Source organism: Pedobacter nyackensis (assembly GCF_900176505.1).
GTDB classification, from domain to species: domain Bacteria; phylum Bacteroidota; class Bacteroidia; order Sphingobacteriales; family Sphingobacteriaceae; genus Pedobacter; species Pedobacter nyackensis.
In genome coordinates, this window is record NZ_FWYB01000005.1 from 141,801 (window position 1) to 157,922 (window position 16,122).

Below are 16,122 nucleotides of genomic sequence, written 5' to 3' on the forward strand. Positions count from 1 at the left end.
TGTGCATTTGTTGAAAAATATGGTTGTTTACCGGGCATATTCAACTAAATTTGTAATTTGTACTCTACTCAAAAATTATCATGGCAGAACCGAATTATAACGAAGATAGTATACGTTCCCTCGACTGGAAGGAACACATCAGATTACGTCCCGGTATGTATATTGGAAAACTGGGTGATGGATCAGCCCAGGATGACGGGATTTATGTACTGCTTAAGGAGATCGTAGATAACTCTATTGATGAGTTTGTAATGGGCTCCGGTCGCACCATAGAAATCACGGTTTCTGATCAAAAGGTAAATGTTCGTGATTATGGTCGTGGAATCCCTTTGGGTAAAGTAATTGATTGCGTTTCTAAAATAAATACCGGTGGTAAGTACGACAGTAAAGCCTTTCAGAAATCTGTAGGTCTGAACGGGGTGGGTACCAAGGCCGTAAATGCATTGTCAACAAATTTTGTAGTGCAATCTTACCGCGATAACAAAACTAAAAAGGTTGAATTTTCTAAAGGAGAGATCGTATTAGAAAATGATATCATAGATACCACACAACGGAATGGTACAGCCATTACTTTTTATCCTGATGAAACTATTTTCAGGAATTATCATTATATCCCTGATTTTGTAGAGAGCATGATCTGGAACTATGTGTTCCTGAATGCAGGCCTAACTATGAATTTTAACGGACAGAAGTATTTTTCTGAAAGAGGATTGTACGATCTGTTGCATAAACATGCTGATGTAGAGAGCGTACGCTACCCGATTATTCATCTGGTCGGAAGTGATATTGAGATTGCCATGACCCACGGTCAGCAATATGGCGAAGATTACCATTCTTTTGTTAATGGTCAGCATACTACTCAGGGAGGTACACACCAGGCCGCTTTCAGAGAAGCCGTTGTAAAGACCATCCGTGAGTTTTATAAAAAGGAGTATGATGCTTCAGATATCAGATCTTCCATCATAGCGGCGATTTCTATACGTGTACAAGAGCCGGTATTCGAATCGCAGACTAAAACCAAATTGGGTTCGCAAAATATGGGACCAGATGGTCCTTCTGTGCGGACTTTTATCAACGATTTTGTTAAGAAAGAGCTAGATGATTACCTGCACAAACATTCTGATGTTGCGGATGCCCTATTAAAACGGATCCTGCAATCTGAACGTGAACGTAAGGATATTGCCGGTATTAAAAAGCTGGCCAACGACAGAGCCAAAAAAGCTTCGTTACACAATAAAAAACTAAGAGACTGTAAAGTACACTTCAACAGTACGCACGATAAACGTTATGAAACTACTTTGTTTATCACAGAGGGAGATTCAGCTTCTGGCTCTATCACCAAATCTAGAGATGTGGATTGTCAGGCCGTATTCAGTTTAAAAGGTAAGCCTTTAAATTGTTATGAGCTAACCAAAAAAGTGGTGTACGAAAATGAAGAATTTAACCTTTTGCAGCATGCTTTAAATATTGAAGACGGATTGGAGGGGTTGCATTATAATAATATTGTAATTGCTACTGATGCCGATGTGGATGGAATGCACATCCGCTTGCTCATGATGACCTTCTTCCTGCAGTTCTTTCCGGATCTTGTTCGTTCAGGTCACGTTTATATTCTGCAAACCCCTTTATTCAGGGTTCGTAATAAAAAAGAGACCATTTATTGCTATAGCGATGATGAGCGTAAAAGAGCCATTGAGAAATTAGGCAATAAGCCGGAGATTACACGATTTAAAGGTCTAGGTGAAATCTCTCCGGATGAGTTCGGATTGTTTATCGGTAAAGACATCAGGCTTGACCCTGTGATTCTCAAAGATCAAACCATTAAAAGTTTGCTGGAATATTATATGGGTAAAAATACACCCGACAGGCAACAGCACATCATCAGAAATCTGCGTGTGGAGAAGGACGAGATCGGGGCTGAAGAAATAATAGCTAAGCCTTCTGTTGATGAGGAAGTTGAGGGTTCTTTAGATGTGGCTTAATATTTAATGTAATATATAGGAGATTTGTAAAATTTTTGATTTATACTTGTATTCTGATCGATCCCTTTTGATAGAATAACTTAATAAGTATTGTGGCCCTGGCTGCAGTGAATTAAAAAATTTTATGCCCCTTAACGCAACAAAAAGGTCGCCTATACGCTATTATCTGATCGTATTTTTAATACTGATTTTATTTCTTTTTGCCTTTTTTTTATACCTGAGGTTCAATAAGATGAGCTCGCTTAGGCAAAATGCGGTTGAACTGGTAAAACCGAAAGAAGATTATTCCAAAATAGATAGTTGTATCTATACCCTATATCAGGCCGAGAATAATTCCCGATTATATGCAGTAACAGCTGATCGGGAGTATATAAAAAAGTTCTCTTCACAAATACGGAAAGTTTCTACGCTTTTAACTGAGTTGAATTTTGATGTCGATGAAAGTGGAAATAATGTTGACTTAGTAAGACTCTTAAAACAAAAAAAACTAAAAACAGAAAGTTATTTAAAACTGCGAAAGCTTACTGATAGTCTGGTGATCGGATTTTCTCAATTGGGCCTCGTTGAAAGATCGGCAGAGGCGAAGATTGAACTGCCGGTTGCAAAGAAAGAATTTAGGACTGTTACCAGTTTTGATACCATAAAACATCAGCCAACCCCAAGCAGGAAGTTTTTCGGGCGACTTGCAGAGGCCTTTTCAGGTAAAAAGAAGCTAGACACTTCCCTCACCATTATTAAAACGCAGAAAAATATTGTTGTAAATCAAGATGTAAGGAGTTTTAATAAACAACAGCTTAAGAAAATTGAGGATTATTATAAGCAGCTTTATGCAAACGCCAACAAGTTAAAGAGTGACGAAAAGGCTATTTTATTGCTAAATGGCAAGCTGGTAGCAGAAATCATTCAGGTATTGCAGACTTTTAAAAATGAGGAAATTGCGTATTATGCCGAATCCAGGGCTTTATTAGGTGATGAGCTGATTGCCGATATCAAAGCGATTGATTTGATCACCATGATTAATGTACTCCTATTGGTGAGTCTGGTCCTCATTATCCTTTTCAACATCACCAAGCTATACAAGAATGAAAAGGTACTGATCATGCTGGGTAAACGTGCCTCGCAGGATTCACACTCAAAAAGCCGCTTCCTGGCTAATATGAGTCATGAAATACGCACGCCTCTAAATTCGGTAGTGGGCTTTTCTGAACAGCTGAGCAAAAGCAATCTCACGGAAGAACAAAATAATCAGGTGGAAGCCATTCGTAATTCATCAGAAATGCTGCTTGCCCTTGTTAATGAGATTCTCGATTTCTCTAAGTACGAAGTTGGGAAGATTAATTTTGAGAACGAACCCTTCCTGCCAGAAGCGGAGGTCATGGAAGTGTTTAACAGCATGAATGTACTGGCTGTTAATAAAAATCTTATTCTTGAAAATAAGGTGTCTTTGGAAAAGGGAATTTGCTTGCTGGGGGATCGTTTACGCTTAAAACAGTTGCTGATGAATTTACTGACCAATGCCATTAAGTTTACTGCAAGCGGTAAAGTAACTTTAAGTGTGCATCTGGTTCTTCATGGTAAGAAGCATGGCTCGTTGAAAGTTCAGATTGAAGATACAGGTATTGGTATTGCTCCTGAAGATCTGGAGTTTATTTTTGATGAGTTTGCGCAGGTGTATTCTACCACCAAACAAGGAACCGGTTTAGGCCTGGCTATTTGTAAAAAGATAGTGGAGTTGCAAGGTGGCAAAATCGATGTAACCAGTGCCATTGGAAAGGGCTCGGTATTTAGTTTTGAAATTCCCTATGAGATTACAAAAATTAAGGAGGAACCAGTCAAAATGCTGGTTGAAGCAACACGACCGGGTAAGCTAACCGGAAAGCTCATTTTACTGGTCGACGATAATAAAATGAATGTGCTCCTTGCTCAAACGGTATTGAAAAAATGGAAGATGGGATTTGATTGTGCTTATGATGGTAAAGAGGCATTGGAACTCTTTAAAAAGAATGATTACGATCTCATCCTGACCGATATTCAAATGCCTGTAATGGGCGGAGTGGAGCTTACCCACGAGGTAAGGTACAATGGCGATTTTGCCAAATCAAGAATTCCTATTCTAGGAATAACTGCCCATGTGTTGCAGGAAGACCGGGAAGCTTATTTAAAAGCCGGAATGAATGATCTGGTATTGAAACCTTTTCTGGAACAGGAGCTGATTGATAAAATTACCAAATATATTTAACTACTCTATTTTGGTGTCTTCCGGATGCTGTGGTGGCAATACGGCAACCTCTTTCTCTACCACTACAATTTTTGTATGTACGGCGTATTTACTCGGTTTAATTCCCTTGGCATAGCGTTCGGCATAGGCCTGGGTAAACTCAGCACCAAAATATAAAATGATAGCAGTGTAATAAACCCATAAAAGAATCACGATCAATGAGCTGGCGGCACCAAATGCAGAACCCGGGTTCCCTTTTACAATATAAATGCCGATGATGTATTTACCTAAGCTAAACAGTAATGCGGTAAATAATGCACCCAAGATCGCCGGTTTCCATTTCAGTACTACATCAGGTAATACCTTGAAAATAATCGTAAACACAGCCGTTACTGCTGCCAGTGTTATGGCATTGTTCAATATGGTAATGAGCAAAGTAGTCGTATTATCAATAACAGGTAAGTATTCCGCAATTTTGCTTGAGGAGAGTAAGTAGCCTAGCTTATCGCCGATGGCTACTACAATACTGTTAATCACCAGTGAGACCAGTAATAGGAAGCCTAAAGATACAATCAGGGAGAAGGAGAGTAGCCTGTTAATAAGTAGCTTTTTCCATCCTTTTTTAGGGACTGCTTTTACCTTCCAGATCAGGTTGATGCTGTCTTGAATCTCTATGAAAATAGCCGTGGCACCAATAACTAAAGTTACGATACCTATAATCAGGCCAGCCGTACTTTTCCCTGTTGTATTGGCATTGGTTACGAATGTCTGCAATTGAGCTGCCGCATCGTCGCCCACCAAATCACGAATTTCAGAGAACAGCTCCTCGCTAGGGTTGATGCCCGTGCCACCCGAAACTGGGGAGCTTCCCAAAAATAAACTGGCTGCTGAAATTACAATGATGATAAGCGGTGTGAGTGAAAATATGGTGTAATAGGCGAGTGCCGCACTAAGCTTCATTACTCTGTCTTCCATAAAGCCTTTTCCTGCCGCTATAAACAAATGGGCAGTTGCTTTTACAAAGTGCTTAGCTTTTTTAAAAAATGTCATATTAAAAAGGATATCCTATGCCAATGTTATAAATTAAATTCTCTTTGCGCCATGTGCTGCTGCCAAAGTCGACCTCGTTAAGTACCCAGCGATTTCCTTCAGGCAGGAAAGGTTTGCGGACAGGGAAGGCTACATCCAGGCGAATAACAAAAATGGTGGCATCCAGTCGTAAGCCTGCTCCGGTACCTACGGCAAGTTCTTTTAGCGCATCTTTAAATTCGAAGCCGGATCCCGGACGACCTTCAATAGCTGGTGTGTCTCCGATCGCCGGAGTTCCTTCATCTTCTTTTCTAAGCCATACATTCCCGGCGTCGATAAATAAAGCACCATAGACAATACTAAATAGCTTAAACCTAAGTTCCGTATTTAGCATGGCTTTAATATCTCCACTTTGGTCGGTATAGCTGGAAGTCTGTCCCGGATCTAAAAAGTTTTTGTAATAATAGGTTCCGGGTCCTAATGAACGAGCTGCAAATGCACGTATGTCGTTGGTTCCTCCGGCAAAAAACTGGCGCACGAAAGGGAGTGAGGTGCTGTTTCCGTAGGCATAACCATATCCAAGGTTTAAGCGGCTGGCCCAGGTTATGTTTTTGTTGATTTTGAAATAATCTCTGAGGTCGGCCTCAACACGAACAAACTGATTAATCGGGATGCCGAATATAGATTTCTTACCTTCATTGTTTCTTGAGGCAAACATCCCCCATACATTTCCACCGGTTTCTAAACTTCCATTAAAATAGATGTTGTTACGCTGCGATTCATTCATTTGATCGCTATAAGTGAAATTGTAATTGCTGCCAATGATGAATTGTTTTTCCAGGTTTTTTTGTAAACCGGGATTTTCAGCGAATAACGTGTCTTTACTCGATGCCGTAATTTTAGAGGTTACATAGTTAATGGAAACCGGGTTAAAAGTATGTTCTTTATATTGGCTCTCTTTCCAGTTGTAACCAAACTCTGTTTTAATAGAGTTCAGGTTGTAAGACGAACCTCTGCTTAGTATCTGATAGGATAGGGAAGCGAGAGTTTTAGGAATGAAGTTATTGGTGCTGTTTACCCCTCTAAAAGGAGTTATGAACCTTGGGAAACTTAGTTTAGATTCCGCTGTAAACGAGTAGGAATTTAATCCTTTTGCAACACCACTCACCTGGGTCTCAAAGCCGCCACTTACACTTACATCCAACTGCTCTGCACCCCTGAACAAATTTCTGGTAGTTTGAGTAAGCTTCACCTCAGAACCTACAAAGTTGTTTGATTTACTGGTCCCGGTAACTGAAAAAGATAAGGAGTTTTTCTTTAATGGAGTCAGGTAGATGTTCAGGTCGAGTTGATTGTTTTTAAAGCTGTCCAGGGGCAGGAACTCTGCTTTTACAGCCTGGAAAGCGCCGATGTTAACCATTCGGTTCAACGATTGGTTATGATCTCTTCTGTTGTAAAACTCATCCTTTTTAAAGAATACCAAACGATCAAATAACCCCGGTTTAAAGGTTTTTCTGGTGTCGTAAATATTGAAATCCTTGTATACTTCCGGAGTTGATTTTCTTAAAGCACTATCTCTTCTCAGACTATAGTTGGGGTAGATGTTGATATTATTGATGGTATAAGGTTTTAAACCTGCATCCGGAGCAATATCTTTCACTTTTAGTCTGATGTCTACCTGGTTTTGCCCAGCGGTACTGTCTACCTGTAAAATCAGGTAATCCGGACTGAAATAGAAATATCCTCTCTCTTTTAAATCATTGTCAATGCGGATACGTTCATTTTTAAAGGTCTCCAGGTCGTAATTGTTTCCAACCTGTAATAAGGTTTTATCCTTGGTCTGGTTTATTACAGCAGCAACACCTACGCTATCGGGAGGGAAGGCTACGCTTTTTATTTTATAACGATTGCCTGTGTAAACGTTGTATACGGCTTTACCTTTTTTACCTTTAATTACGGTGTCTCCGGTTACTTCAGCTTGTAAATAGCCTTGGGTAAGCATATAGCTTTTCAATACAGCACGGTTGTACGGTATTTTAACTTCACTTAAAAGCACTGGTGGTTCCCCAATTTTGCGCAACCAGTTGCGTAGGCCTCCCTTTGGTTTTTTAGGTTCGCCGGCAAGATTGTAAAGGCCCAGCTTAAATTTAATGCCGAGTAAAGATTTATTTGGCCTCGGTCTGGTACTACTTTCCAGTCCGTCTTTTACCTCTTTCTGGCCGTCTATTTTCATTTTAGAATCCGGGTTGATTTTTATTTCTGCACCGGTATATAAAAACTGGCCTGGCTTTAAGCTTTTTGTTGTGCTGCAAGCTCCCCAAATTAAGCAGGTGAATATAATTAAGCCGGATCTAGTTAGTTTTTTCATCTTTCTCACGCTGTTCTAATCTTAATCTTTTCTTTTTAGAGAATTTCTGGAATACCTCTCTGAATCTGTTGTAATCTACTACCAGTGCAAATCCTAGACCTGTTTCAATGATCTGGCCTTCAATTATTCCTTCGTTCTGATTACGCCTGTAAGCCCTTAGCCTGTACCTGCCATCACTGGAAAGGAGATATTCTATATTTACGTTTCCGGCGATATCGCTGGAGCCCTGTCCTTGCTGTTGGGTGCCTTCCAGTCCAAAAGTACTGCCCACAGTAACAATCAGACGGTCATTTAGCAGTTTTTTAGAAAGCCCGATTTCAAGGTCGGTTTTCTGTTCCATTTTTCCTGTTGAATAATCTTCGGATGAATTGAGATTGAAATTAATATCAACCCCCTTAACTAAACTGGAAGTAAGGTTGTTTAACTGCTCGGTTAACAATTTACTTACGCTTGAACGTGCAATAGTTGAAATGTTCGTTCCGCCACCCGCAAGACTTTGGAAAGGATTGGCGGTAATAAAGCGCTCAAGAACGAGTAAAGCAAATACCTGTTTGTTTAATTCTCCTTCATCGGTGTTTACCTGTTGTAATTTGGTATACACTTGTCCGCTTAATGCGCCACGCTCATTTTCCGGTAAGTCTAGCTTGAATTTGATGATCGGTTTCATTAGCTCACCCGTCATCATCAGGTATACCTGAAATGGTAGCTTTGTTTTAGCTTGTATCAGGTCCGGTTGGTTCAACAGGTCAATCGGAGCCGCGTTTACTTCATATAAGGCGGTAAGGTCTACATTGGCTTCGGTAGGTTCCCCTGTCCACACAATGTTACTTCCCTGTTGTAATTTGAAGGCTCTTTTTACCGGTCCTACACTTAAATTATAACTTCCATCCGAAATCTCGTATCGTCCGGTTAAACTGGTTTTCCCACTTGGATCCATCGTAGCTGCCAGCGTAGCCTGTCCTTTTACTTTCAGCGCATCCCCATTAGAAGGGTCGACAATTACATTCAACTCTGCATTTTCGTCGATATTGATGGTGGCACTTAGGTTCAGACCTTTTATTGGTGCTTTACTAATGGAATCGGCAGCCGTAAGTGTTTTTTTGCCGTTAAAAGGCGCCGCATTAAATTCAACATATTGCACAATACCTTCCTGACTAATTACTGAAGGATCATCGGCAGGCATGGCGTAGAAGAACTTCGTTTTATCTTCTACACGGACGTTCATGTTAACATTAGGCTGGTTAAGATCGCCACGAACTTTAATTGTGCTGGTTAAATACACGGTGCCATAAACCATTGCGTTGTCTTCCGCAGTAGAGTTTAATGCCCTGAAATTACTGGTGCGGATGTCCATGTTGAACCTGAAGTCCTGGTAATTCGTTGTTAATATTCCACCGGTGATTACCGCTTTCTGGTTCAATGAATCCAGGATGGTGAACTTATTGAAATGGATGCCGGTATCGTTAAAACTGATGGTCTCATTTGGCATCCTGAAATAGGAATTTACATAAGCTACATTAAAGCCCGCCTGGTCAAATTTCAGATCCCCCAATACTTTTGGCGCATCTAAACTTCCCTTAACCGTAAATTGTCCGTTTACAGTTCCGGTTCCTTTTCTAATCTGGCCCATCGATACACTTTCAACGGCTTTTAAATCTATTTTGTCAATATTTACGGTCATATCCAGCGCACTTTCCGGAGCTGTATAATAAAAGCCGTTGGCCCTTAGTTCGTGAACGCCCGATAGCGCAATATTGGTTTCATAGGCATTCTCCGTATTGTTGTTCACGGCAATGCGTAAGGTTCCAAGCACATCTTTTTGATAGCGCAATTGATCTACGGTTAAGTTTGCTTCGAACTTAGGTATAGTGGCGATGTCTTTCACGTTTACCGTTCCATTAATTACTCCCCCGGCCATGGCGCTATCGGCCTCGGCAAAACGGGTCAACGTTTCTATTCTGAAATCTTTAAATTCTACTTTAAGCGGTGAGTTTGGCGTAGTGCTTTCGCTATTGATACTCAGCAATTGTCCGCCATTGCTCAGGTTAAACTGGTTGGCCAGTATACCGGCTTCGCCAAACTGCAGGTAGTTTTCGGGAGCAACAGCCCATTTTTCGTAATTTAGCAATACCTTGCCCGGATCGAAGCTGAATTGGAAATCCTTATTGATGGATTTGAACAGTCCACCAAGCACATACTTGTCCTTGCGCTTACTATCTCGTAAAAATACATTCACATCAAGGTTATTGTTTACTGCGGCACCACTAATCTCATTGTGAAAGAAGGAAATGGCCGGACTTTGTAAACTCTTGATGGTTAATTTATAATTCAGCTTCTGGTCTGCGTTGTTGATGTTTAACCTTGCACTATCCACACGGTAATCGCCGTATACCGCTTGTGGGAATACCGCATTCACAACCAGACTGTCTTTTTGCGTATCCAGTAAACCAAACATCCTGGAAGGGGCAAAAACACTAAGTTCGGGCACCAGGTTTTTCAGGATCTTAGGATTATAGAAATTCACAAAGAACCTAAACCTTTGATCCGGTATTTTGGTTATTGTTCCAAATTGGTAGTATTTGTTAATCTGGTTGATCACTGCACTGCCGAGATTAGTCAGCTGATATTTACCGTCAATTCTAGCCCTCAGGAATTCTGATTTTAAAGTCAGTAAATTATGATCTGCAGTAGCTTCAGAATGTAAAATAATGGTGTCCACATTAAACCGATGACCATCCTTAACCATCTGCATTTGATTAATTGTTATATCGCCGTTCAGGTAATCCGGGTCTGCAGTTTTAATGTCTGCTTTAATCAGGCCTGCCAGTTTAAGTTCTGTAGGACTGAAATTTAGTTTTTGCAAATCTATTTGCTTTAAATCTGCATTGGCTGTTACCGCCGGGTATTTGCCGGAGATGTCTATATGAGCGGTAAGCGAAAAGTTGGCATTAGTATCGGTCATATTGCTCTTCAAATCCAGTTTCTGTTGTTTGTAAGTGCCCGCCAGGTTTAAATTTTTATAAGTGTATTTGTTGTAGTAAACACTCATGATTTGCCCGTTAATCGTTGCTGTTGCTTTTTTGGCATCTAACCCGGTTCCTTTCACATTCGCTTTTAGGCTGATTCTGCCCAAATCTGGTTCCATTTTTAATAGGCGCCCAACATTAAAATTGTTTAGGTTGATGTTTGCTGTATAGTTTTCTTTGCCCTTAGGCCCCTTCATATTGGCCAGCAGCTTTGCTGAGCCCATATCGGTATTGATGTTGAAGCCGGTGTTGAAATTGGTCATAGAGCCTTTAAACTTCCCTGTGGCATTAATGCTGTTTGGTAGGGTGATGTTTGAAGGTAAAGTGTTTTTAGGGATCACCATCAACAGGTCGTTTTTAGTTAAAGAGAAACGTTTAATGTTCAGGTTGAGCACAGTTTTATCTACATCCGGAAGGCCTTTTGCCGTTCCGCTCACATCAATATGCGTGCTTTTTAGTCCATCAACCTGTAGTTTTGGAATCACCAGGTTGTTCATATAGCCATGCGCCAGTGCCGTTACCTTTATCTTTTCATTGCGGTAGTTTGCCGGTACAGCATCGCTAAAATAACCTGCATCTTTTAAACCTATGGTTGTGTTTTTAACCTGTACATAGAGTTTTACCCTTTCAGGATGTTTCGTCAGGTCATCTATGGAGGTGTAATCAAGCTGCGTATTGTTTTCGATGCTGGTATTTGGCGTTTTCAGTATCAGGTTGTTTATTTTGGTTTGCTTTTGAGTATAAGTTACATCGCCTTGAAGCTTTGACAGTTCGAAGCCACTTTTTTCTTTCAGACTACCTGCTTTTACATTGATTAAAATGCCTGCATCGCTATAACTTAGCTTTTCGGCCTGCAGGCCAAGTTTGCTAATCAGCAGGTGATTAAAGTCCATTCCTTTCCCTGGTTTCTCGGCCAGATTATCAAACTTTACCTGGTTTTCGGCCAGACTGATACTGTTTACCAAAAGTGCAATCCCAGCTGCTTCCGGAGCTGTAGGGCCTTTCGTCGCTGTTTTTACAGGTGGGGCAGGCTTATAGGCAAACACTACGTTTGATCGGTTGAGCATAGCATTATTCAGCTGATACTTACTGTTCTTAACATCTGCAACCAGTTTGGTTAACGAGAATTCCTTCAGGTCAACATTGGCATGCATATCCGATTCAGCAGTTTTAAAATCTACTTTACTATCGTTGATTTTTGCCTCCTCAACTTTGTACTGACTGTTGGTCAGGTCTACGAACAGCTGTTTTAGCGAGAGGGTATTTAAATCCAGGTCTGCGCTGGTTTTCGAGAGCTTATCATCAAAACCTATCCTAATCTTATTGAAAGTAAAGTCTTCTATTTCAACCAGTGGCAACTTGCCCAATTCCATCTTTGCGGTGTCAATGCTATTCTCTAAATGGGCTTTTAGTTGTGTTAATGGTTTTTGTTGCAGGTATTTAACTGAAGTGTTGTTTAAAGAAAGGGTTTTGATTACATAATGCTGATTATTCAGGTCAAATGTTTTTAGATGTGCATTAAACTCCCCCAGATTTAACTTCATGTCGTTGCCTGCAACATCATCGTGATAAACAATGCCAATATCTTCGAGGCTAATTGTTCCGACTGAGAATTTTAGCGTAGAGGTGGTATCTTTTTGCACTTCTTCTTCTGGTTTAGTTTGCTCCGACATAAAAGCATCAACCAGAAACGAGAAATTGAATGAGGTATCGGGATTTACCCGGGTCACGTTTGCCCGCATTTTTTGCAAAGTGATGCTGTTTACCTCAACGGTGTTGTTGAGCAGTTTAAATAAGCTAATGTCGACCGCTAATTTTTGGGTGTAAAGTAAGGTGTCACCTTTTTGATCTTCGATGTAAAACTTGTTAAGAACAATGTCTTTAGGAAAGGCAATTTTGATACTTTCCAGACTGATTTCGGTTTTTGTTTTATTTTTAAGGTAGTTTATAGCTTTGTCTTTGACGAAATTCTGAACAGCTGGAATGTTTAATGAAAGCGCAATAAGAACTACCAGCAGAATAACGCTGGCGAGTATCCACAATAAAATTTTAAGGCTTTTTCGTATATATTTATTCAAAGGAGATAGGTTGAAAGTGTATTAATGTATATACTATTACAAACAAATCGATTTAATTGTTTAAAAGTATAAACAAACTTGTATGTTTTATAACTTTGTGGCCGAAAACTGGCAATTATTCTATATTCTACAAGAATAGGCGACCAAGCTGGGACTGTTAAAAACTCAGTTCTTAGAAATTCGTTTTCAACCCTTATATTTACAGCATACAATCCTTTTTTGATGAGCGAAGAAATAGAAAACAACATAAACGAAGAAAACAAACATACCGTAATTCCTATCAACGGACTTTACGAAAACTGGTTCCTCGATTATGCTTCTTATGTAATTCTGGATCGCGCAGTACCACACATCAACGACGGCTTGAAGCCGGTACAGCGTCGTATTATGCACTCTCTTAAGGAGATGGACGACGGACGGTTTAATAAGGCGGCCAACGTAATTGGTAATACCATGAAGTACCACCCGCATGGTGACGCTTCTATTGGTGATGCCATGGTGCAGATCGGTCAGAAGGACTTATTGATCGATTGCCAGGGTAACTGGGGAGATCCGATTACCGGTGATAATGCTGCGGCTCCACGTTATATTGAGGCGCGCTTATCTAAATTTGCCAATGAAGTGGTGTTTAATGGCGATACGACAGTCTGGCAACTGAGTTATGACGGTCGTAATAATGAACCCGTTACTTTACCTGTTAAGTTCCCTTTACTACTTGCTCAGGGGGCCGAAGGTATTGCGGTTGGTTTAGCTACCAAAGTAATGCCCCACAATTTTGTTGAACTACTGGATGCTTCTATTGAAGTATTACAAGGGCAGAGGCCCAATATTTTACCTGATTTCTTTACCGGAGGGATGGCCGATTTTTCTGCCTATAATGAAGGTATGCGTGGTGGCAGGATCAGGGTAAGGGCAAAGATTACTGAGAAGGATAAGAAGACACTCGTAATTACCGAGATACCATATAGCACAACCACTGGTTCGGTTATCGACAGCATCTTGTCGGCCAATGATAAAGGCAAAATCAAGATTAAGAAGATTGAAGACAATACCGCTGCACATGTAGAGATTGTTATTCAGCTTGCACCGGGTATTTCTCCGGATGTGACTATCGATGCTTTATACGCCTTTACTTCATGCGAAGTTTCCATCTCTCCAAATACCTGTATCATTAAGGATGAGAAGCCTCAGTTTTTAAGTGTAAATGATATTCTTACTCAGAATACACTACACACTAAGGCTTTATTGAAGAAGGAACTGGAGATTAAATTGCACGAATTGCAGGAGAAAATCTTCTTCAGCTCTTTGTTAAAAATCTTCATTCAGGAAGGGATGTACAAAAATGCCGAATACGAGAATTCAGGTAATTTTGATGCTGTAGTTGAGGTCTTAAACCGGTTGTTTGAGCCATTTAAACCTGATCTGTATAGGGAGATCTTACCGGAGGATTTCAAAAAGCTGATTGATAAACCAATGAGCAGCATTACCCGCTTTGATGTTAAAAAAGCGGATGATCAGATGAAAGCACTTTCGGATGAGATCAAAGTGGTTAAAAACCACCTGCGTCACCTTACGGAGTATGCTATTGCCTGGTTTCAAAAATTGAAAGATAAGTATGGCAAGGGTAGGGAGCGTAAAACAGAGATCCGTTTGTTTGATCGTGTTGAAGCTTCTAAAGTGGCCCTGGCCAATGTGAAGTTGTACCTGAATCGTGAGGATGGTTTTATTGGAACAGGCTTGCGTAAGGATGAGTTTGTTGCCGACTGTTCTGATATTGACGAGATCATTGTTTTTAGGGAAGATGGAAAATGCATCATCACTAAAGTAGCGGATAAAACTTTTGTTGGTAAAGGGATTCTGCATGCCCAGGTATTTAAGAAAGGGGATGAGCGGACCATTTATAACATGATTTATAAAGACGGGGCCAGTGGTGTTTCTTACATCAAACGTTTTGCCGTAGTAGGGGTTACGCGTGATAAGGAATATGATTTAACCAAGGGTAGCAAGGGCTCTAAAGTTCTATACTTTACGGCTAACCCTAATGGAGAGGCTGAGATTGTAAACGTACAGCTTAAGCCACATACCAAACTAAAGAAATTACAGTTCGACCTTGACTTTGCCGAGATCGCCATTAAAGGACGTGGCTCGCAAGGAAACATCGTTTCTAAATATCCTGTCAAAAAGATCCTGTTAAAGAGCAAGGGGGTGTCTACCTTGTCGGGACTGAAAATCTGGTATGATGATCTGTTGAGAAGACTTAATGTTGATGGCAGAGGGAAATACCTTGGTGAGTTTGATGGCGATGATAAGATCTTGCAGGTACATAAAGATGGCTGGTATGAACTGAGTACTTTTGAACTGAGCAATCACTTTGATGCCGATTTGATATTGATCCAGAAGTTTGATTCTGAAAAACCTTTTGCTGTAGTACAGTATGAGGGTAAGGCGAAAAACTATTTTATAAAAAGATTCGTTTTCGAAGCGATTGGGGTGGGTAAAAAGCTAAGCCTGATTAGTGAGGAGAGTGGTTCTAAATTCTTATACCTGACCAGTAACCCGGCAGCTGTGCTTACGGTGGATGTGTTGAAAGGCAAAACCCAGACTCCGGAGACACTGGAAATTGTGTTGGCAGAGTTTATTGATGTAAAAGGTATCAAGGCAAATGGGAACAGACTTACTGCCCATGACGTTAAAAATATTACCATTTCTAACAATAGAGAGATAGAGTTGGAAGACGAAACGAAAGTGTCATTGCCGACATCTGAAAATGCAACGGAAGACACTGACGAAGCATTTGTTGAAACTGAGGATAGGATTGCTCAGGATACTGATGGGGAAGAGCTTGTTGATCCGGCAATGAGTAAAGATGCTGATGAAGAAGAGGTTCCTTTGCCTGATGGTGAGGAAACCGTAAACGAGATGATTGATGAAGATCCTGAGTTAGCGGTTGAAAAGCCTCAACCGAAACCGAAGAAAGTTTTTGAGACTAAAGCTCCGGCTAAAACAGCAGTTGAAACTCCTGTATCGGCTGAAGCAAAAGTGGAAGAAGTGGAGCAGCCAGTTGCTGAGCAAGCTGCTGTGGTAGAGAAACCTGTTGAGGATAAACCTGCTGTAGCAGAGAAGCCAAAAAAAAGCTGGGGTAGTCCGGTAGCTAAGCCTGTTGAGGCGACGAAGCCAGAAGCTCCAAAACCTGCTGAGGAGAAAAAAGTTGAGGAAAAGCCAAAGGCAGAAAAACCGGTTGAAGAGAAGCCGGAAGAAAAAACCGAACAACCTGTAAAAGATAAAGAGGAACCAGTGGCTAAACCTAAACCGGAAGAGAAACCGGTAAAGAAAGTCGATTTTGAAATTACCAATCCGGATGATATCAAGATTGATGATAAAGGTCAGTTAGGATTCTTTTAATGAGACTGGAATAATAGTA

At 40.6% G+C, this 16,122-nt stretch carries 6 protein-coding genes; 3 read left to right on the forward strand and 3 right to left on the reverse strand.

The genetic code is table 11. The features are described 5' to 3' along the window. Positions 1 to 80 precede the first annotated feature (80 nt). The gene (locus tag B9A18_RS11615) at positions 81 to 1,982 is read left to right on the forward strand and encodes a DNA topoisomerase IV subunit B (RefSeq protein ID WP_084289459.1); all 1,902 of its coding nucleotides are present in this window, start codon (positions 81 to 83) and stop codon (positions 1,980 to 1,982) included. 232 nt (positions 1,983 to 2,214) lie between these two features. Continuing rightward, positions 2,215 to 4,221, forward strand: coding sequence for an ATP-binding protein (locus B9A18_RS11620; RefSeq protein WP_159452647.1), 2,007 nt, complete (start codon positions 2,215 to 2,217; stop codon positions 4,219 to 4,221). Here the strand turns inward: B9A18_RS11620 and B9A18_RS11625 are convergent, their stop codons facing one another. From B9A18_RS11625 to B9A18_RS11635, 3 genes are read right to left on the reverse strand one after another with little or no spacing between them, the layout of a single operon-like run. Next, positions 4,222 to 5,250, reverse strand: coding sequence for a YihY/virulence factor BrkB family protein (locus B9A18_RS11625; protein WP_084289461.1), 1,029 nt, complete (start codon positions 5,248 to 5,250; stop codon positions 4,222 to 4,224). Position 5,251: 1 nt separating this feature from the next. Beyond that, positions 5,252 to 7,597: a translocation and assembly module lipoprotein TamL gene (gene tamL, locus B9A18_RS11630; protein ID WP_084289462.1), complete on the reverse strand. Its 2,346-nt coding sequence runs from the start codon at positions 7,595 to 7,597 to the stop codon at positions 5,252 to 5,254. Continuing rightward, complete coding sequence (locus tag B9A18_RS11635) at positions 7,581 to 12,701, reverse strand: translocation/assembly module TamB domain-containing protein (protein ID WP_084289463.1); 5,121 nt, start codon at positions 12,699 to 12,701, stop codon at positions 7,581 to 7,583. Before B9A18_RS11635 ends, tamL begins: the two co-directional genes overlap by 17 nt. A gap of 222 nt (positions 12,702 to 12,923) precedes the next feature. On the opposite strand from B9A18_RS11635, the gene B9A18_RS11640 reads away from it, so the two are divergent. Continuing rightward, complete coding sequence (locus B9A18_RS11640) at positions 12,924 to 16,103, forward strand: DNA gyrase/topoisomerase IV subunit A (RefSeq protein ID WP_084289464.1); 3,180 nt, start codon at positions 12,924 to 12,926, stop codon at positions 16,101 to 16,103. The last annotated feature ends 19 nt before the right edge of the window (positions 16,104 to 16,122 follow it).